General features: G+C 51.0%; 17 protein-coding genes. All 17 read left to right on the top strand.

Annotated elements, in window-relative coordinates:
* Position 1: 1 nt before the first annotated feature.
* The 17 genes from rsmH (at position 2) to secA (ending at position 20,878) form a co-directional block, all read left to right on the top strand.
* On the top strand, positions 2–943 hold the full coding sequence (rsmH, locus tag B3Z23_RS16205; RefSeq protein WP_038023084.1) for a 16S rRNA (cytosine(1402)-N(4))-methyltransferase RsmH: 942 nt from the start codon (positions 2–4) through the stop codon (positions 941–943).
* Complete coding sequence (gene ftsL / locus B3Z23_RS16200) at positions 940–1,260, top strand: cell division protein FtsL (RefSeq protein ID WP_038023081.1); 321 nt, start codon at positions 940–942, stop codon at positions 1,258–1,260. The genes rsmH and ftsL overlap by 4 nt, the downstream gene beginning before the upstream one ends.
* Positions 1,261–1,275: 15 nt before the next feature.
* The gene (locus tag B3Z23_RS16195; RefSeq protein ID WP_294912192.1) at positions 1,276–3,042 is read left to right on the top strand and encodes a peptidoglycan glycosyltransferase FtsI; all 1,767 of its coding nucleotides are present in this window, start codon (positions 1,276–1,278) and stop codon (positions 3,040–3,042) included.
* The gene (gene murE / locus B3Z23_RS16190) at positions 3,029–4,516 is read left to right on the top strand and encodes a UDP-N-acetylmuramoyl-L-alanyl-D-glutamate--2,6-diaminopimelate ligase (protein WP_294912191.1); all 1,488 of its coding nucleotides are present in this window, start codon (positions 3,029–3,031) and stop codon (positions 4,514–4,516) included. The genes B3Z23_RS16195 and murE overlap by 14 nt, the downstream gene beginning before the upstream one ends.
* Positions 4,513–5,877 (top strand): UDP-N-acetylmuramoyl-tripeptide--D-alanyl-D-alanine ligase, encoded by a 1,365-nt coding sequence (gene murF / locus B3Z23_RS16185; RefSeq protein ID WP_294912189.1) that lies wholly within the window; start codon positions 4,513–4,515, stop codon positions 5,875–5,877. Before murE ends, murF begins: the two co-directional genes overlap by 4 nt.
* A complete protein-coding gene (gene mraY, locus B3Z23_RS16180) occupies positions 5,871–6,953 on the top strand; it encodes a phospho-N-acetylmuramoyl-pentapeptide-transferase (protein ID WP_038023071.1) in 1,083 nt (360 codons plus the stop codon). The genes murF and mraY overlap by 7 nt, the downstream gene beginning before the upstream one ends.
* Positions 6,954–6,955: 2 nt before the next feature.
* The gene (gene murD, locus B3Z23_RS16175) at positions 6,956–8,272 is read left to right on the top strand and encodes a UDP-N-acetylmuramoyl-L-alanine--D-glutamate ligase (protein WP_294912355.1); all 1,317 of its coding nucleotides are present in this window, start codon (positions 6,956–6,958) and stop codon (positions 8,270–8,272) included.
* Complete coding sequence (ftsW, locus tag B3Z23_RS16170) at positions 8,272–9,498, top strand: cell division protein FtsW (protein ID WP_294912188.1); 1,227 nt, start codon at positions 8,272–8,274, stop codon at positions 9,496–9,498. Before murD ends, ftsW begins: the two co-directional genes overlap by 1 nt.
* A complete protein-coding gene (gene murG / locus B3Z23_RS16165) occupies positions 9,495–10,553 on the top strand; it encodes an undecaprenyldiphospho-muramoylpentapeptide beta-N-acetylglucosaminyltransferase (protein ID WP_294912187.1) in 1,059 nt (352 codons plus the stop codon). The genes ftsW and murG overlap by 4 nt, the downstream gene beginning before the upstream one ends.
* A 64-nt stretch (positions 10,554–10,617) precedes the next feature.
* Positions 10,618–12,093 (top strand): UDP-N-acetylmuramate--L-alanine ligase, encoded by a 1,476-nt coding sequence (gene murC / locus B3Z23_RS16160; RefSeq protein WP_294912186.1) that lies wholly within the window; start codon positions 10,618–10,620, stop codon positions 12,091–12,093.
* Positions 12,086–13,006 (top strand): D-alanine--D-alanine ligase, encoded by a 921-nt coding sequence (locus tag B3Z23_RS16155; protein WP_294912185.1) that lies wholly within the window; start codon positions 12,086–12,088, stop codon positions 13,004–13,006. Before murC ends, B3Z23_RS16155 begins: the two co-directional genes overlap by 8 nt.
* 1 nt (position 13,007) lies before the next feature.
* Complete coding sequence (gene ftsQ, locus B3Z23_RS16150) at positions 13,008–13,844, top strand: cell division protein FtsQ (protein WP_294912183.1); 837 nt, start codon at positions 13,008–13,010, stop codon at positions 13,842–13,844.
* Complete coding sequence (gene ftsA, locus B3Z23_RS16145) at positions 13,844–15,100, top strand: cell division protein FtsA (protein WP_038023056.1); 1,257 nt, start codon at positions 13,844–13,846, stop codon at positions 15,098–15,100. The genes ftsQ and ftsA overlap by 1 nt, the downstream gene beginning before the upstream one ends.
* 71 nt (positions 15,101–15,171) lie before the next feature.
* Positions 15,172–16,326: a cell division protein FtsZ gene (gene ftsZ / locus B3Z23_RS16140; protein ID WP_294912182.1), complete on the top strand. Its 1,155-nt coding sequence runs from the start codon at positions 15,172–15,174 to the stop codon at positions 16,324–16,326.
* 101 nt (positions 16,327–16,427) lie between these two features.
* Entirely contained in the window at positions 16,428–17,345 is a 918-nt protein-coding gene (lpxC, locus tag B3Z23_RS16135) for a UDP-3-O-acyl-N-acetylglucosamine deacetylase (RefSeq protein WP_038023053.1), read from the top strand.
* Between the two features lie 255 nt (positions 17,346–17,600).
* Positions 17,601–18,107 (top strand): secA translation cis-regulator SecM, encoded by a 507-nt coding sequence (secM, locus tag B3Z23_RS16130; RefSeq protein ID WP_294912181.1) that lies wholly within the window; start codon positions 17,601–17,603, stop codon positions 18,105–18,107.
* A gap of 65 nt (positions 18,108–18,172) precedes the next feature.
* The gene (gene secA, locus B3Z23_RS16125) at positions 18,173–20,878 is read left to right on the top strand and encodes a preprotein translocase subunit SecA (protein WP_294912180.1); all 2,706 of its coding nucleotides are present in this window, start codon (positions 18,173–18,175) and stop codon (positions 20,876–20,878) included.
* Positions 20,879–20,901: the final 23 nt, after the last annotated feature.

The raw sequence follows: 20,901 nt of genomic DNA, 5'->3' as shown, positions 1-20,901 counted from the left end.
TATGTCGGAAAATTTTAAACATACCACAGTGCTGTTAGATGAGGCAGTCAACGGACTCAACCTTCAGGAAGACGGCATCTATATTGATGGCACCTTTGGCAGGGGAGGGCACTCACGTCTGATCCTTTCCCGACTGGGAGAACATGGCAGGCTTATCGCCATTGACAGAGATCCTCAGGCGATTGCAGCGGCGGCGGAAATCAATGATCCGCGTTTTTCTATTATCCATGGTCCTTTTTCCGGCCTGGCTGAATACACAGATTCACTGGGACTGCGTGGCAAAGTAAACGGTATTTTATTGGATCTCGGGGTTTCTTCCCCGCAGCTCGACGATGCCGAACGTGGTTTTTCATTTATGCGTGACGGACCACTGGATATGAGAATGGACCCGACGCGCGGACAATCAGCCGCTGAATGGTTGTTACAGGCCGAAGAGCAGGATATTGCGTTTGTGCTTAAGGCCTATGGTGAAGAGCGATTTGCTAAACGTATTGCCAGAGCCATCGTTGAGCGTAACCGTGAACAACCGATGAGTCGTACCAAGGAACTGGCGGAAGTGATTTATAACGCGACGCCAGTGAAAGATAAATTTAAGCACCCGGCAACCCGCAGCTTTCAGGCTATCCGGATTTGGGTGAACAGTGAACTTGAAGAGATTTCACAGGCATTGAACGGTGCTCTGACAGCTCTGGCACCGGAGGGGCGTCTGTCCGTCATCAGTTTCCATTCACTGGAGGACCGGCTGGTTAAGCGTTTTATGCGTGATCAGAGCCGTGGTGCACAGGTCCCTTCCGGTTTGCCGCTGACAGAAGCTCAACTGAAAGCACTGGGCGGGCGTGAGCTGAAAACACTGGGCAAGCTGGTGCCGGGAGAGCGTGAAGTTGCTGATAATCCGAGGGCCCGCAGTTCGGTATTACGTATTGCACAGAGGACCGCTGAATGATCGGTAACGAACGTCACAGCCTGCCCGGCATTATCGGTGGAGATTTACTACGCCACGGAAAATTACCTTTGCTGCTCATTATTGCGGTACTGATTTCGGCAGTGATGGTGGTGATAACTACCCATAAAACCAGATTACTGACCGCCCAACGTGAACAGATGGTACTGGAGCGGGATTCGCTGGATATCGAATGGCGAAACCTGATCCTTGAAGAGAATGCGCTGGGTGATCATAGCCGGGTAGAGCGATTGGCGATTGAAAAACTTCATATGCAACATGTTGATCCTTCTCAAGAAAATATTGTGGTTCAACCATAGGAAAACGATAACGGCATGAGCAGCGCGAAAAAAACGCTGAAGTCCAGAAAACCGGAAAACAAGGCCAGCTTTATCAGCTGGCGTTTTGCGTTGCTGTGTCTCGGAATTCTGGCCGCACTGGTAGGGCTGGTGACACGTGTTGGCTACCTGCAGGTCATCAATCCGGATCGTTTAGTCAAAGAGGGCGATCTTCGTTCGTTACGTGTCCAACCTGTGCCGACCTCCCGTGGCATGATAAGCGATCGCGCCGGGCGTCCTTTAGCGGTAAGTGTGCCGGTGAATGCTGTTTGGGTCGATCCGAAAGAGTTGAATGATAAAGGCGGTGTCACAGTTGATAACCGCTGGAAGGCGCTGGCTGACGCACTGTCGATGACTCAGGACCAGCTTTACGCTCGTGTCAATTCTAATCCGAAAGGCCGCTTTGTCTACCTTGCCCGGCAGATCAATCCGTCGGTGGGTGAGTACATTAAAAAACTGAAACTGCCGGGGATCTATCTGCGTGAAGAATCCCGCCGCTACTATCCGGCAGGTCAGGTGACCGCTCACCTGATCGGTTTCACCAATATTGATGGTGTCGGGATTGAAGGTATCGAAAAGAGTTTTGATAAATGGCTGACCGGTCAGCCGGGTGTCAGAACAGTACGTAAAGATCGTCAGGGCAGAGTGATTGAGGATATCTCCTCTGTTGACAGCCAGGCTGCGCATAACCTGACACTGAGTATCGATGAGCGTTTACAGGCACTGGTGTATCGTGAACTGAGTAATGCAGTAGCATTCAATAAAGCGGAATCAGGTTCAGCGGTTCTGGTCGACGTGAACACCGGAGAAGTGCTGGCCATGGCAAACAGTCCGGCGTACAACCCGAATAATCTGGGTACCACCACCAAAGATGCGATGCGTAACCGGGCCATCACCGATATTTTTGAACCCGGTTCTACAGTGAAACCCATGGTAGTGATGACAGCATTACAGCGTGGAGTTATCCGCGAAAATAGTGTCATCAATACCGTGCCGTACAGGATTAACGGCCACGAAATCAAGGATGTAGCACGTTACAACGAACTGACACTGACAGGTGTCTTGCAAAAATCGAGTAATGTCGGTGTATCAAGACTGGCATTAGCGATGCCCTCCTCTGCGCTGGTAGAAACTTACTCGCGCTTTGGATTGGGTAAACCGACTAATTTGGGGCTGGTCGGGGAAAGCAGTGGCATTTACCCTAAAAAACAACGGTGGTCTGACATAGAGAGGGCCACCTTCTCATTCGGCTACGGGCTAATGGTAACGCCGTTACAGTTAGCGCGTGTCTACGCCACCATTGGCAGCTACGGCATCGCCAGACCATTATCGATTACCAAAGTTGACCCACCGGTAGCAGGAGAGCGGGCCTTCCCCGAGTCTACTGTGAAAACTGTACTGCACATGATGGAAAGTGTCGCACTGCCGGGGGGGGGTGGTGTTAAAGCTGCCATTAAGGGTTACCGGATAGCGATCAAGACCGGGACCGCGAAAAAAGTCGGTCCGGATGGTCAGTACATTAACAAGTATATTGCTTATACCGCAGGCGTAGCGCCTGCCAGCCATCCACGTTTTGCGCTGGTTGTGGTGATTAACGATCCACAGGCCGGCAAATATTACGGTGGTGCGGTATCTGCACCGGTTTTCGGCGCCATCATGGGTGGCGTATTGCGAACGATGAATATCGAACCGGATGCATTACCTGCCAATGACAAAAACGATTTCGTGGATAACAGAAATGAGGACGAAAGTGACAGATCGTAACTTGCGCGACCTGCTGGCCCCGTGGGTGCCGGGTGCGCCGGAACGTCAGCTGAAGGAAATGACACTGGACAGCCGCACGGCGGCTGCCGGCGATCTGTTTGTGGCTGTGGCCGGGCATAGCGTCGACGGACGTCACTATATCCCTCAGGCCATTGCTCAGGGTGTGGCCGCAGTGATTGCCGAAGCTGAAGGCGAGGCTGCGGATGGTGATATCAAAGAACTGCATGGCGTGCCGGTCATCTATCTGAAGCAATTATCGCAGCGCCTGTCTGCACTGGCGGGTCGTTTCTATGAAAATCCTGCAGAAAAACAGACAGTAATCGGAATCACCGGTACCAATGGTAAAACCACGACCAGCCAGCTGCTGGCTCAGTGGGCTAATCTGCTGGGAGAAACCGGTGCGGTAATGGGGACAGTCGGTAATGGCTTGTACGGACATCTGACACCGAGCGAAAATACCACCGGTTCTGCGGTAGATATCCAGCAGGTTTTAGCTGGATTAGCGGAGCAAGGGGCCACACTGACCGCCATGGAAGTTTCGTCTCACGGGCTGGTCCAGCATCGTGTTGCTGCCTTGCCGTTTGCGGCGGCCGTATTTACCAATCTGAGCCGTGATCACCTGGATTATCATGGTGATATGCAAAGTTACGAAGCTGCAAAATGGTCGCTGTTTGCCGATCATCAGGTCGGACAATCGATTATTAATGCTGATGATGAGACAGGACGCCGCTGGCTGGGAAAACTGACCGATGCCGTCGCCGTCAGCATGCAAGGGCAAATTCCTGCCGGCCATCATGGTCGCCGGTTGGAGGCTTGTCACGTAGAGTATCTGGATAAAGGGGCAAAGGTTACTTTTCGTTCTGACTGGGGTGGCGGAGAATTTACCAGTCAGCTGATGGGAGCATTTAATGTCAGCAATATGCTGATGGCGATGGCGACTCTGCTGGCATTAGGTTATCCGCTGGAACGGTTGCGTGACACTGCTGCCCGGTTACAGCCTGTCTGTGGGCGGATGGAAGTTTTCCATGCCGACGGCCGTCCGACGGTGGTGGTCGATTATGCCCATACTCCGGATGCGCTGGAAAAAGCACTGGCAGCGAGCCGGTTACACTGCAGTGGTAAACTGTGGTGTGTTTTTGGATGTGGTGGTGATCGTGACAAAGGTAAGCGCCCGTTAATGGGGGCGATTGCCGAACAGCTGGCCGATCAGGTGATTGTGACCGATGACAACCCCCGCAGCGAAGATGCGCAGGCGATTGTTAATGACATTCTCAGCGGGTTGCTGGACCCGGGCAGAGCGCTGGTGGTTCCCGGTCGTGCCCGTGCCGTCACCCACGCCCTGATGCAGGCTGGTCCTCAGGATATCGTTCTGGTGGCAGGCAAGGGGCATGAAGATTATCAGATCATCGGCCAGCGCCGTCTGGATTATTCAGACAGAGCGACCGTAGCTTCATTACTGGGGGTGTTGGCATGATTGCGATGACCCTGCAGCAACTGGCCACCCTGACCGGTGGTCAGCTATCCGGAGATTCGGCGTTGAGCTTTTCTTCGGTTACCACCGATACCCGTAAAGTCACGCCAGGATGCCTGTTTGTTGCTTTAATCGGTGAACGCTTCGATGCTCATGATTTTATCAACGATGCCCTGAAAGCGGGAGCAGCCGCGTTGATGGTCAGCAAACCACTGCCGACAGATATCCCCCAGGTGGTGGTCAGAGATACCCGTATTGCCTTTGGTGAACTGGCTGCGTTTGTTCGCCAGCAGGTGCCAGCGCGGGTGGTTGCTCTGACAGGTTCATCCGGGAAAACCTCGGTTAAAGAGATGACCGCATCGATTCTGAAGCAATGCGGTAATACCCTGTACACCGCGGGCAACCTGAATAATGACATCGGCGTACCTATGACTCTGCTGCGTCTGACGCCGGAACATGAATATGCGGTGATTGAACTGGGCGCGAATCATCAGGGTGAAATAGCCTATACCACTGCGATGGTTCGTCCTGAAGCAGCACTGGTGAATAATCTGGCCGCAGCACATCTTGAAGGTTTTGGATCGCTGGCCGGTGTTGCCAAGGCTAAAGGCGAGATTTTTAGCGGTCTGCCGCAAAAAGGGATTGCCATCCTCAATGATGACAGCAATGACTGGCCGCACTGGCAGACACAGTTGTCGGATAAGACCGTTTGGCGTTTTTCCCCTGCGGTGGAATCGTCGGCAGATTTCCATGCCCGCGATATTATCGTCAGTGGAACGGGTACTGCATTTACTCTGTACACCCCGCAGGGTAGCGTCGCGGTTCGTCTGCCACTGCCTGGCCGGCATAACATCGCTAATGCCCTGGCTGCGGCGGCTCTCTCTCTGGCTGTGGGGGCGCCTTTGTCCGCGATTGCGACCGGGCTCAGTGATCTGCAACCGGTACCCGGACGACTCTTCCCTGTCCGATTGTCTGAACAACAGCAACTGTTGGACGACAGTTACAATGCGAATGTCGGTTCAATGACGGCAGCAGCGCAAGTGCTGGGCGAGATGCCGGGTTACCGGATTATGGTGGTTGGCGATATGGCAGAGTTAGGCGATGAAGCTGAACAGTGCCACCGTGCGGTTGGCGTTGCTGCACGGGAAGCCGGTATTGATAAAGTATTGAGCGTTGGAACACTGAGCCGTTTTATCTCTCAGGAAAGTCAGCAGGGTGAACATTTTACTGGCAAACCGGCGCTGATTGCGCGGTTGTGGAAATTATTATCTGAACATCAGGAAGTTACCATTTTGATCAAAGGTTCGAGAAGTGCTGCTATGGAAGAAGTGGTTCAGCAATTACAGGAGAAAGGCACATGTTAGTCTGGTTGGCTGAACACCTGGTTTCCCTCTACTCAGGATTTAATATCTTTTCGTACCTGACGTTTCGCGCCATTGTCAGTCTGCTGACCTCGTTGTTTATCAGTCTGTGGATGGGGCCACGTTTGATCGCATGGCTACAAAAACTGCAAATTGGTCAGGTGGTTCGTAACGACGGTCCGGAGTCGCATTTCAGCAAGCGTGGTACGCCGACAATGGGTGGACTGATGATTCTGACGTCAATCACCATTTCGGTCCTGATGTGGGCGTATCCGTCTAACCCTTATGTCTGGTGTGTACTGGTCGTGCTGATCGGTTACGGCATCATCGGGTTTATAGATGATTACCGCAAAGTGGTACGTAAAGACACCAAAGGCCTGATTGCCCGCTGGAAATATTTCTGGCAGTCGGTGATTGCATTAGGTGTGGCCTTTACGCTGTATGCGATTGGTAAAGGTACTCCGGCGACCCAACTGGTCGTGCCATTTTTTAAAGATGTCATGCCGCAACTGGGCCTGAGCTACCTGTTACTGACTTACTTCGTCATTGTTGGCACCAGTAATGCAGTAAACCTGACAGACGGTCTGGATGGGCTGGCAATTATGCCAACAGTGTTTGTTGCGGCCGGTTTCGGTCTGGTTGCCTGGGCCACCGGTAACGTGAACTTTGCCGAATACCTGCATATTCCTTATCTGCGTCATGCGGGGGAGCTGGTGATTGTCTGTACGGCAATTGTCGGTGCCGGTTTAGGCTTTTTGTGGTTTAACACCTATCCGGCACAGGTATTTATGGGCGATGTCGGCTCGCTGGCTCTGGGCGGTGCGCTTGGAACCATTGCGGTGCTATTACGTCAGGAATTCTTACTGGTGATTATGGGCGGGGTATTTGTAGTGGAGACTCTGTCGGTCATATTGCAGGTAGGATCGTTTAAGCTGCGCGGTCAACGTATCTTCCGCATGGCTCCTATCCATCACCACTATGAACTGAAAGGCTGGCCGGAACCTCGCGTTATCGTGCGTTTCTGGATTATTTCGTTAATGCTGGTTCTGATTGGACTGGCGACCCTTAAGGTACGCTAATGATGTCTGACTATCAGGGTAAAAAAGTTGTCATTATCGGGCTGGGGCTGACCGGCCTGTCCTGTGTTGATTTCTTTTTAGCCCGCGGAGTAACACCGCGGGTGGTTGATACCCGAATGTCCCCTCCCGGACTGGATAAATTACCGGAGCATCTGGAGCGTTACCTCGGGGGGATTAATGAGGACTGGTTGCTGGATGCCGATTTAATTATCGCAAGTCCGGGCATTGCACTGGCGCATCCGGCGCTGGCAGAAGCTGCCAAAGCCGGGGTGGAAATTATCGGTGATGTTGAACTGTTTTGCCGTGAAGCCAGCGCCCCTATCGTTGCGATTACCGGATCTAACGGTAAAAGCACCGTGACCACACTGGTGGGAGAAATGGCTAAAGCTGCCGGCTGGCAGGTCGGGGTAGGCGGTAATATTGGTTTACCTGCGCTGTCGTTGCTGGAAAAACCGGCACAGTTGTACGTACTGGAATTGTCCAGTTTTCAGCTGGAGACTACATATAGTCTTGCGGCAGCAGCGGCAACCATACTGAACGTTACCGAAGATCATATGGATCGTTATCCGCTCGGCATGCAGCAGTACCGCGCAGCCAAGTTGCGGGTTTACGAAAATGCCAGAGTCTGTGTCGTTAATACCGATGATGGGCTGACATTGCCGGTGAGGGGAGTGGATGACCGTTGCATCAGTTTCGGTGTGAATACCGGTGACTATCATCTGGACAGTCAGCAAGGCGCTACCTGGTTATGGGTAAAGGGCGAAAAAGTGCTGGATACCCGGGAAATGAAACTCACCGGCCAGCATAATTTTACCAATGCGCTGGCGGCACTGGCACTGGCTGACGCTGTCGGTTTGCCTCGGGTGTCCAGTCTGGAAGCACTCACCCGCTTTAGCGGGTTGAGTCACCGTTTTAATCTGGCCCACCGCAATAAAGGGGTGGACTGGATCAATGACTCGAAAGCGACCAATGTCGGCAGTACTGAAGCCGCGCTGAAAGGACTTAATGTTTCAGGAACATTATGGTTATTGCTGGGGGGCGATGGAAAATCAGCAGATTTCTCTCCTCTGCAACCCTACCTGCTCAAGGATAATCTTAAGATTTACTGCTTTGGCCGGGATGCGACTGAACTGGCGGCACTACGTCCTGAAGTCTCTGAGTGCAGAGAAACGTTACAGCAAGTGATGACAGAGATTGCCCCGCAGACCCGAGAGGGAGATATGGTATTGCTGTCTCCGGCGTGTGCCAGTCTGGATCAGTTTAAAAATTTTGAGCAACGGGGCGATCTTTTTACCCGGTTAGCTAAGGAGTTAGGCTAATGCGTATTCCGGGCCTGGCGCTTGCTGGCACCGCAGTTATGGCGATCACCGGTCGTTTAAGAGACTGGGTCATGGGGGCCAGAGAAAGTGATGATACTGCCATTATTCTCTATGACCGCACGTTGTTATGGCTGACCTTTGGTCTGGCAATTATTGGTTTTGTTATGGTGACCTCTGCGTCTGTTCCTGTGGGCCAGCGGATGAGTGATGACCCGTTCTACTTTGCGAAGCGTGACGCTTTCTATCTGGGACTTGGTTTCGCAATATCTCTGGTGACACTGCGGTTACCCATGTCTTTCTGGCAGCGTTATAGCAATGTCATGCTGCTGGCCTCGGTCGTGATGTTGCTGGTGGTTCTGGTGGTGGGAAGCTCGGTTAACGGGGCTTCACGCTGGATTGCGCTAGGGCCGTTGCGTATTCAGCCCGCTGAATTTTCTAAGCTGTCACTGTTTTGTTATCTCGCCAGTTATCTGGTGCGAAAGGTGGATGAAGTCCGGAGTAACTTCTGGGGGTTCTGTAAACCGATGGGGGTCATGGTCGTTCTGGCGGTATTACTGCTGGCTCAACCAGACCTCGGTACGGTCATTGTGTTGTTTGTTACCACTCTGGCGATGCTGTTTCTGGCCGGAGCAAAATTGTGGCAGTTCCTGGCGATTATCGGGTCCGGAATTTTTGCGGTTGTGTTGCTGATTATTGCTGAGCCCTATCGTATGCGACGTGTGACCTCTTTCTGGAACCCATGGGCCGATCCTTTCGGCAGTGGTTATCAGTTAACCCAGTCACTCATGGCCTTTGGTCGTGGTGAATTCTGGGGACAGGGACTGGGGAATTCGGTTCAGAAACTTGAATACTTACCGGAAGCACATACTGACTTTATCTTCTCGATTATTGGTGAAGAACTGGGCTTTTTCGGTGTGGTATTGGCACTTTTAATGGTATTCTTCGTCGCTTTTCGGGCGATGTCCATTGGCCGCAGAGCGCTGGAGTTAGATCAGCGTTTTTCCGGGTTTCTGGCCTGTGCTATCGGTGTCTGGTTTAGTTTTCAGGCGCTGGTTAACGTCGGGGCCGCTGCCGGAATGCTGCCAACCAAAGGTCTGACGTTACCCCTGATCAGTTACGGGGGATCGAGCCTGATTATTATGTCTACAGCGATAGTGCTGTTATTACGAATAGATTATGAAACGCGTCTGACAAAAGCACAGGCGTTTACCCGGGGTAGTCGATGAGTGGCAAACGACTGATGGTGATGGCCGGAGGAACCGGCGGACATGTGTTTCCGGGGCTGGCTGTTGCGCACCATCTGATGGATCAAGGCTGGCAGGTTCGCTGGCTGGGTACTGCAGACCGGATGGAAGCTGATTTGGTACCAAAGCATGGCATTGATATCGATTTTATTCGGATCAGTGGGTTGCGTGGTAAAGGGATAAAAGCACAGCTTATGGCGCCGCTTAGGATTTTTACTGCATGGCGACAAGCCCGGGCCATCATGAAGGCCTGGCAACCGGATGTGGTGCTGGGCATGGGTGGCTATGTTTCTGGTCCTGGTGGTCTTGCGGCCTGGAGCTGTGGCATCCCGGTGGTGCTACATGAGCAAAACGGGATTGCCGGTCTGACGAATAAAGGATTATCGAAGATAGCGCGTAAAGTGATGCAGGCTTTCCCGGGGGCTTTTCCCGATGCGGAAGTGGTTGGTAACCCGGTGCGGACCGATGTACTGGCGCTGCCAGCGCCGGAACAACGCTTTGCCGGAAGAGAAGGCCCGCTGAGGGTGCTGGTGATAGGGGGTAGTCAGGGAGCCAGAATCCTCAATCAGACTATGCCTCTGGTTGCTCAAAAAGCAGGGGAGAGTATTACCCTCTGGCACCAGACCGGTAAAGGCGCACTGGCGCAGGTGAATGAATTGTATGCCAGCGTCGGACAAACCGGACACCGGGTCGCTGAGTTTATTGATGATATGGCGGAAGCTTATGCCTGGGCTGATGTGGTGGTGTGTCGTTCGGGCGCATTGACGGTCAGTGAAATTGCGGCGGCAGGGCTACCGGCGATATTTGTTCCGTTTCAGCATAAAGATCGCCAGCAATACTGGAATGCTTTACCGCTGGAAAAAGTGGGAGCAGCAAGAATTTTCGAACAGCCAGATTTTAACGCTCAGGGTGTCGCCGACACCCTGGCGGGCTGGGATCGCCAACAGTTACTGACCATGGCCTTAAAGGCTCGTGCCATTGCGATTCCGGATGCCACTGAACGTGTGGCAACTGAAGTGGCGAAAGCCGCCAAATGAATAGTGCTCCAGAAGAGCAACTTCCCGGTGAAACGGGCAAAGTGATAACAGGTAGTGTGAATAAATGAATACTCAGCAATTAGCAAAACTTCGCTCTGTTGTGCCTGAAATGCGTCGGGTCAGGCATATCCATTTTGTTGGCATCGGTGGTGCTGGCATGGGCGGTATTGCTGAAGTGCTGGCAAATGAGGGGTATCAGATCAGCGGTTCTGATCTGGCGCCAAATCCGGTGACTCAGCACCTGAGTTCACTGGGTGTGACTATATACTTTAACCACCGGCCAGAGAATGTGACAGATGTCAGCGTGGTCGTGGTATCCAGTGCTATTTCTCAGGATAACCCTGAGCTGGTGGCGGCCCGTGAGGCCAGGATTCCGGTGATCCGCCGGGCTGAAATGTTGGCCGAACTGATGCGTTTCCGGCATGGGATTGCGATTGCCGGCACACACGGTAAAACCACTACCACGGCGATGGTTTCCAGCATCTATGCTGAAGGTGGTCTGGATCCGACGTTTGTTAATGGCGGTCTGGTGAAAGCTGCCGGAACTCACGCCCGGTTGGGTAGCAGCCGCTACCTGATAGCAGAAGCCGATGAAAGTGATGCATCATTCCTGCATCTTCAACCCATGGTTGCGATCGTCACCAATATCGAAGCAGACCATATGGATACCTATCAGGGTGATTTTGAAAACCTGAAACAGACGTTCGTGAACTTCCTGCATAACCTGCCATTTTATGGTCGCGCGGTGTTGTGTGTGGATGATCCTGTGATTCGTGAACTCATCCCACGAGTCGGGCGTCAGATAACAACGTATGGTTTCAGTGATGATGCTGACGTAAGAATTGAAAATTATCAGCAGCAGGGTGCCCGTGGTCACTTCCGGCTGGTGCGTCAGGATAAGCCGGTGATGGAAGTGACTCTGAATGCGCCAGGTCGTCACAATGCATTGAATGCTGCTGCGGCTGTCAGCGTTGCCACAGAAGAAGGCATCGATGATGCAGAGATACTGACTGCACTGGAGAACTTCCAGGGAACCGGCCGGCGTTTCGACTTGCTGGGGGAATATCCGACAGCTCCGGTAAACGGAACCCGTGGAACGGCGATGTTGGTGGATGACTATGGTCATCACCCTACAGAAGTTGATGCCACCATCAAAGCAGCAAGAGCGGGCTGGCCGGATAAGAAACTGGTGATGATATTCCAGCCACATCGTTATACAAGGACCCGTGATCTGTTTGATGATTTTGCCAACGTGCTGTGTCAGGTGGATGTGTTGCTCATGCTGGACGTCTATTCAGCCGGGGAGGCGCCGATTGCCGGAGCTGACAGCAGGGCATTATGCCGGTCAATCCGCAGCCGTGGAAAAGTTGATCCGATTTTGGTGGCAGACAATGAGTTGCTAGCGGAAATGCTGGCTCCGGTATTGAGTGGTAATGATTTGATTCTGGCTCAGGGAGCAGGGACAGTCGGTCGTATTGCCCGGACTCTGGCTGAGCATAAATTACAACCGGTTGCCCGCACGGAGGAGCAGCATGGTTGAAAAAATTGCTGTTCTGATGGGCGGAGCCTCGGCAGAACGAGAAGTTTCTCTTGAGTCAGGTCGCGCAGTCGTCGCCGGATTAGCTGCGGCAGGACGAAACGCTTATGGGATAGATACCCGTGAACAGTCGGTACTTAGCCTGAAAGAACAAGGTTTTACCCGTGCATTTATTGCCCTGCATGGCCGTGGCGGGGAAGATGGGACACTGCAGGCGGTACTGGATTTTATCGGTTTGCCGTATACCGGCAGTGGTGTGATGGCTTCGGCAATCACCATGGATAAAGCCCGTACTAAATGGTTGTGGCAGGGATGTGGATTGCCAACCAGTCGGTTTGTTTGTCTGACTCGTCAGCAGATGAGTGCAGGGTTAGACCAGTCGACTCTGGAGTCAGTTAAGGCGCTGGGACTGCCATTATTTGTAAAGCCTGGTAACGAAGGTTCCAGTGTTGGTATTAGCCGGGTTAACCATGCTGACGATCTGTTTGCCGCATTAGAACTTGCTTTTCAATATGATAGCGAAGTTCTGGTCGAAGCTTTTCTCAGCGGTGAAGAATATACGGTTGCAATTATTGGCAATAAAGTTCTGCCTTCAATACGAATTAAAGCTAAAACAGAATTTTACGACTACAATGCAAAATATCTCGCTGATGACACAGAATATTTTTGTCCGTCAGGGTTAGATGAACAACAACAGATTGCGCTGAATGAATTAGTATTGGCGGCATGGCATTCTTTAGGTTGCAGCGGATGGGGCCGTGTTGATGTCATGATGGACGGAGAGGGTAATTTCCAGCTGTTAGAGGTCAATACCTCGCCAGGCATGACCAGCCATAGTCTGGTGCCGATGGCAGCAAAGCAGGCAGGTATAGAGTTTTCGCAATTAGTGACCATGATTCTGGAGTTAACAGACTGATATGTCTCAGGCGGCTTTAAATACACGTAACCGGGAACCACAGGATCGTATGGGGTCCGGACGAAGTAATGGTTCGCGCCTGTTCGGAATGATCTTTCTGTTAATAGTCATCGGTGTCATGGTGCTGGGTGGTGTGATGGTAGTGAAATGGATGGATGATGCATCCCGTTTACCACTTTCGAAACTGGTGGTTACCGGAGACACGCATTACACCACTAACGATGATATCCGACAGGCAATTTTATCACTGGGCCCACCAGGCACATTTATGTCACAGAATGTGGATGTGATACAGCAGCAGATTGAGCGGTTGCCATGGATTAAACAGGTTAGTGTACGTAAGCAGTGGCCTGACGAATTAAAGATTCATCTGGTTGAATATGTTCCTGTAGCCCGTTGGAATGATCAGAATGTCGTGGATGCGGATGGAGTGTCATTCAGCTTACCTTTAAGCCAGTTGGGTAAGCAAGCGATGCCCATGCTTTACGGGCCAGAAGGCAGTGAGAAAGAGGTGATGGCTGGCTTCTATCAGATGAGCGATATGTTAAAGCCTTCGAAAGTTATTCTGAAGGCAGCTTCGATGACCGCACGACGTTCATGGCAGCTGGTCACCAGTGATGATATGAAAATCGAGCTGGGACGTGATGAAACAATGAAACGTCTACAACGTTTTATTGACCTTTACCCGGTACTGCTCAGGCAGGGGCAGGCGGAGAATAAACGGATAGGTTATGTGGACTTGCGGTATGACTCTGGTGCGGCAGTTGGTTGGGTAGCCGCCCCTGTTGATCCTCAGACCACTAACCAGCAACAAAAGCAGGCACAGGCTAAACAATAATGATCAAGGCAACGGACAGAAAACTTGTAGTAGGACTTGAAATCGGCACCGCTAAGGTTGCTGCCCTTGTAGGGGAGATTCTGCCCGATGGTATGGTCAACATTATCGGAGTAGGCAGCTGTCCATCCCGTGGGATGGATAAAGGCGGCGTAAACGATCTCGAGTCAGTGGTGAAATGCGTTCAGCGGGCGATAGACCAGGCTGAATTAATGGCTGACTGTCAGATATCGTCAGTTTACCTGGCGCTGTCTGGTAAGCATATCAGTTGTCAGAACGAAATCGGGATGGTTCCGATTTCGGAAGAAGAAGTAACCCAGGATGATGTAGAGAATGTGGTACATACGGCGAAATCAGTTCGTGTCCGTGATGAACACCGTATTTTGCACGTAATTCCTCAGGAATATGCCATCGACTATCAGGAAGGGATCAAAAATCCTGTAGGATTATCGGGAGTCAGGATGCAGGCGAAAGTGCATCTGATTACCTGTCATAACGATATGGCGAAAAACATCGTTAAAGCGGTTGAACGTTGTGGGCTAAAAGTGGACCAACTCATTTTCGCCGGACTGGCATCAAGTTATGCCGTTCTGACTGAAGATGAACGTGAACTGGGTGTCTGTGTGGTTGATATTGGTGGTGGTACAATGGACATGGCGGTTTATACCGGCGGAGCATTGCGACACACTAAAGTGATCCCTTATGCAGGGAATGTGGTGACCAGTGATATCGCCTATGCGTTTGGCACCCCGCCTACAGATGCGGAAGCGATTAAAGTCCGTCATGGTTGTGCCTTAGGTTCGATTGTGGGTAAAGACGAAAATGTCGAAGTCCCGAGTGTTGGCGGAAGACCACCACGCAGTCTGCAACGTCAGACGCTGGCTGAAGTTATCGAACCTCGTTATACCGAACTGTTAAACCTGGTGAATGACGAAATCCTGGAGCTTCAGGAACAGTTACGTCAGCAGGGAGTGAAGCATCATCTGGCTGCCGGCATCGTGTTAACCGGTGGGGCAGGGCAGATTGAAGGTCTGGCGGCTTGCGCACAACGGGTATTCCATACCCAGGTACGTATTGGTCAGCCTTTAAATATCACCGGCCTGACCGATTATGCGCAGGAACCCTACTATTCAACGGCTGTTGGCCTGTTGCATTATGGTAAGGAGTCGCATCTGGGTGGGGATGGTGATAGCGAGAAAAGAGCATCAGTCGGCGGTTGGTTTAAACGAATCAATAGTTGGCTTAAAAAAGAGTTTTAATTTTTACTAAAGGAGATCATGCTAACAGCATTTATGGTCTCCAGGCGACAGGCACATAACGGAGAGAAATCATGTTTGAACCTATGGAATTAACCAACGATGCGGTGATAAAAGTCATCGGCGTTGGCGGTGGCGGCGGTAACGCCGTAGAGCATATGGTACGCGAGCGTATCGAAGGTGTTGAATTCTTTGCAGTCAATACCGATGCTCAGGCATTACGTAAGACTGCTGTCGGTCAAACCATCCAGATTGGTAATAACATTACTAAAGGGCTGGGTGCGGGTGCGAACCCTGAAGTCGGCCGTAATTCGGCAGAAGAAGACCGTGAAGCATTACGCGCTGCGCTGGATGGTGCTGATATGGTGTTTATCGCTGCGGGTATGGGCGGTGGTACCGGAACAGGTGCTGCACCGGTAGTCGCTGAAGTTGCTAAAGATCTGGGTATCCTGACAGTGGCTGTTGTGACTAAGCCATTTAATTTTGAAGGCAAAAAGCGTATGGCTTTTGCTGAGCAGGGTATTGCTGAACTTTCCAAGCATGTTGACTCATTAATCACCATTCCAAATGACAAACTGCTGAAAGTGCTTGGTCGTGGTATTTCGCTGCTGGATGCTTTTGGCGCTGCGAACGATGTATTAAAAGGGGCTGTTCAGGGTATCGCTGAACTGATCACCCGTCCTGGCCTGATGAACGTCGACTTTGCTGACGTACGTACAGTGATGTCTGAAATGGGTTACGCCATGATGGGTTCCGGCGTTGCCTGTGGTGAAGATCGTGCTGAAGAAGCGGCTGAAATGGCTATCTCCAGCCCGTTACTGGAAGATATCGATCTGTCAGGTGCGCGTGGCGTGCTGGTTAACATCACCGCTGGCTTCGACCTGCGTCTGGATGAGTTCGAAACCGTCGGTAATACTATCCGTGCATTTGCATCAGATAATGCGACCGTGGTTATCGGTACTTCACTGGATCCGGAAATGAACGACGAACTGCGTGTCACTGTGGTCGCGACCGGTATCGGCATGGACAAACGTCCTGAGATAACCCTGGTGACGAACAAAAATGCCAGCCAGCCAGTAATGGACCACCGTTACCAGCAGCATGGTCTGACACCATTACCCCAGGAACAAAAACCTGCGGCTAAAGTAGTCAATGACCCGGCTAGCCAGGCGAATAAAGAGCCTGATTATCTTGATATTCCAGCATTTTTGCGTAAGCAGGCTGACTAAGAATATACCGATATTTGGCCTTGCTCGCTCTTTGTGCTAAAATGGCGGCAACAAAGTAGTGTATAGTCATGAACGAAGAGTAATTTTGCGAGATTAATACGATGATCAAACAAAGGACATTAAAACGTATTGTTCAGGCGACAGGTATCGGTTTACATACCGGTAAGAAAGTCACCCTGACTCTGCGCCCTGCGTCGGCCAATACCGGGGTCATCTATCGTCGCACAGACTTGAATCCACCGGTGGATTTTCCGGCTGATGCAAAATACGTGCGCGATACCATGCTGAGTACCTGCCTGGTTAACGACGAAGGTGTGCGTATTTCAACCGTCGAGCATTTAAATTCGGCGCTGGCCGGGCTGGGTATCGACAATATTATTGTAGAAGTTGATGCGCCAGAAATCCCGATTATGGATGGTAGTGCTGCACCGTTCGTTTATCTGCTGCTGGATGCAGGGGTTGAAGAACTTAACAGCGCTAAAAAATTCGTTCGTATTAAACAGGCTGTACGTGTTGAAGACGGTGATAAATGGGCAGAGCTGAAACCCTACAATGGTTTTTCTCTTGATTTTACTATCGACTTTAAACACCCGGCGATTGATGCAAGTTCACAGCGTTATCAGCTGAACTTCTCAGCCGATGCATTTGTTCGCCAGATTAGCCGTGCCCGTACCTTCGGATTCATGCATGAAATCGAATATCTGCAGTCTCGTGGCCTGTGCCTGGGCGGTAGTCTTGACTGTGCGATTGGCCTGGATGAATTCCGTGTACTGAATGAAGATGGCCTTCGTTTTGAAGACGAGTTTGTTCGCCACAAAATGCTGGATGCTATCGGTGACTTATTTATGTGTGGTCATAACGTGATTGGTGCATTTACTGCATTCAAATCCGGACATGCACTGAATAACAAGTTGCTGCAGGCGGTACTGGCAAAACAGGAAGCCTGGGAATGGGCAACCTTTGAAGATGAAGCCGAATTGCCTCAGGCGTTTAAAGCACCGAATCTGGTTCTGGCCTGATAAAATCTAAGGACAGCAGGAATTACTGATACTCTCTCCGGTCAGTAAGCCTGCTGTTTTTTGTTCCCGCCTGATATTCTGCCGAAAAAACCAGCAAATATCCCGAATTTCTTTGCCGGCTCCTTATTCTCTGATGTTGAAAACTGTCATTAGTGTTACTATCTCTGATATATCAAATGACATGTCCGGCTGGTTTTTGCAGGGATAGCTGAATTTCCCCCGAATGTGTGTACACCCGTATTCAATGGACAGATTGTGATCGGACTCTTTTCACGTTGGCGACAACTTGGCATGCGTTATTTCTGGCCGCATCTCCTGCTGGGGATGGTCGCGGCGAGCCTTGGCCTGCCGGTAGCGAATGCGCAGGCGCTTGAGTCCGGAAATGGTGCGGATGTTCCAGCTAATACCCTGTTCATCGGCAACACTGTCCCGTTTGAAAACCTGTTGCGGAGTCGTTCGACGGTACGTCGCCCCGGGGTGAGTGTAGATTACTGGCATCAGCATGCTATTCGGGTGGTAATTCGCCATCTGTCATTTTCCCTGCCGCAGATTCAGCCAGAAACACAGCAACAACTATTACCACTGGCAGTGCAAAAAATTGCAGTACTGCAGTCACTGCATGCTCTGCTAACCACCAGGCCTCCTGCCGGTGTGGTGATTTCCCGCCCGCGTCCTGAGGGTAACCGGACTCCTTCTGTTTTTAATAGTGGCCTCTGGCTGGCCGGGACCCAGGGCATCCGTGCCGGACCCGTGGCCGCCTGAAATCAAGCAAACAATTACCCCCAATTTTTTGCAGCAAATTTTTGCTGAATTGAGATTATAAAAAAATGGTCATTAAATTATTAACTAAAATTTTTGGTAGCAGTAATGATCGTACTTTACGCCGTATGCGTAAAACGGTTGATATTATTAATAAAATGGAACCTAAGTTCACTGCGCTGACTGATGAACAACTGAAAGGAAAAACAGCAGAGTTCCGTGCCCGTCTGGAAAAAGGTGAAGTGCTGGAAAGCCTGATTCCCGAGGCCTTCGCCACGGTTCGTGAAGCCAGTCGCCGAATCTTTAATATGCGCCATTTCGATGTGCAGTTAATGGGTGGGATGGTGCTGAATGAGCGTTGCATTGCAGAGATGCGTACCGGTGAAGGTAAAACCCTGACAGCAACTTTGCCTGCTTATCTGAATGCATTGTCAGGTAAAGGTGTGCACGTGGTGACGGTCAACGATTATCTGGCCCAGCGTGATGCGGAAAATAACCGTCCGTTATTTGAATTCCTCGGCCTGACGGTCGGTATTAACCTGCCAGGAATGCCGGCTCCTGCTAAGCGTGAAGCCTATGGCGCGGATATCACCTACGGCACCAATAACGAATATGGTTTTGACTACCTGCGCGACAACATGGCATTCAGCCCGGAAGAGCGCGTTCAGCGTAAACTAAACTACGCCCTGGTGGATGAAGTTGACTCCATCCTGATCGATGAAGCTCGTACCCCACTGATTATTTCCGGTCCGGCAGAAGACAGTTCTGAGCTGTATATCAAGGTCAATAAAATTATTCCTCATCTGGTGCGTCAGGATAAAGAAGACTCTGACACTTTCCAGGGAGAGGGCGATTTCTCTGTTGATGAGAAATCCCGCCAGGTGCATTTGACCGAACGTGGGCTGGTGAAGATTGAACAGCTGCTGGTCAGTCAGGGAATCATGGAAGAAGGTGAGTCGCTGTATTCTCCTACCAATATCATGTTGATGCATCACGTTACAGCTGCACTGCGTGCTCATGCGTTATTTACCCGTGATGTTGACTACATCGTAAAAGACGGTGAGGTAGTTATCGTTGATGAACATACAGGACGTACCATGCAGGGCCGCCGTTGGTCAGATGGTTTGCATCAGGCGGTAGAAGCTAAAGAAGGGGTGGAAATCCAGAACGAAAACCAGACTCTGGCATCTATCACCTTCCAAAACTATTTCCGGTTGTATGACAAGCTGGCCGGAATGACCGGGACTGCCGATACCGAAGCCTTTGAATTCAGTTCTATCTACAAACTGGATACGATTGTACTGCCGACTAACCGTCCGATGGTCCGTAAAGATCTCCCGGATCTGGTCTATATGACAGAGAAAGAGAAAATTGATGCCATCATCGAAGATATCCGCGAGCGCACCGCTAACGGTCAGCCAGTACTGGTCGGTACTATTTCGATCGAGAAATCAGAGGTCGTATCTCATGAGCTGACTAAAGCCGGAATTAAGCATAATGTTCTGAATGCTAAATTCCATGCCAGCGAAGCTGACATCATCGCCCAGGCTGGTCAGCCGTCAGCGGTGACGATTGCGACCAACATGGCGGGACGTGGTACCGATATTATGCTGGGCGGTAGTTGGCACGCTGAAGTTGAGGCTCGTGAGAACCCGTCTGAAGAAGAAATTAGTGCTATCAAAGACGAATGGCAAAAACGTCATGATGCAGTTTTAAACTCAGGTGGTTTGCATATCATCGGTACTGAACGTCATGAATCTCGTCGTATCGATAACCAGCTGCGCGGTCGTGCCGGTCGTCAGGGGGATAAAGGTTCTTCCCGTTTTTATCTGTCAATGGAAGATGCACTGATGCGTATTTTTGCCTCAGACCGTGTGTCGGGCATGATGCGTAAACTGGGGATGAAACCAGGCGAAGCCATTGAGCATCCATGGGTGACCAAAGCTATCGCTAATGCACAGCGTAAAGTGGAAAGCCGTAACTTTGATATCCGTAAACAGTTGCTTGAATACGATGATGTTGCGAGCGATCAGCGTCGTGCAATCTATACACAGCGTAATGAATTACTGGATGTGTCTGATGTGAGTGAGACCATTAATGGTATTCGCGAAGATGTCATGACGGCGACTATCGACAGCTATATTCCGCCACAGTCTCTGGAAGAGATGTGGGATATTCCGGGGCTGGAAGAGCGGTTACGCAATGACTTCGATCTGAATCTGCCTATTGCTGAGTGGCTGGATAAAGAACCGGAGCTGCATGAAGAAACATTACGCGAACGTATTATGCAACGCACTCTGGAGAATTACAGAGAGAAAGAAGTTGTCGTCGGTGCGGATATGATGCGTAACTTTGAAAAAGGTGTAATGCTTCAGACACTGGATTCATTGTGGAAAGAGCATCTGGCGGCCATGGATTATTTACGTCAGGGCATCCATTTGCGTGGTTATGCACAAAAAGATCCGAAACAGGAATATAAACGTGAATCTTTCTCTATGTTCTCTAACATGTTGGAATCACTGAAATATGAAGTGATCAGCACCCTGAGTAAAGTTCAGGTTCGCATGCCAGAAGAAATTGAAGCGCTTGAGCAACAACGTCGTGAAGAAGCAGAACGTTTAGCCAGCCAGCAGCAGCTTAGTCATGTGGATTCTGATACTGCCGCTGCCGAAGAGTTAGCTTCTCAAAGCGGTGAGCGTAAAGTCGGGCGTAATGATCCCTGTCCTTGTGGTTCAGGTAAAAAATTCAAGCAATGTCATGGACGAATTGCCTGAGTGACCTGTCACCGGCCGTAAGG

Source organism: Tatumella sp. UBA2305, assembly GCF_002345795.1.
Taxonomy (GTDB): domain Bacteria; phylum Pseudomonadota; class Gammaproteobacteria; order Enterobacterales; family Enterobacteriaceae; genus Tatumella; species Tatumella morbirosei.
This window is presented reverse-complemented; position numbering and strand designations above follow the sequence as displayed.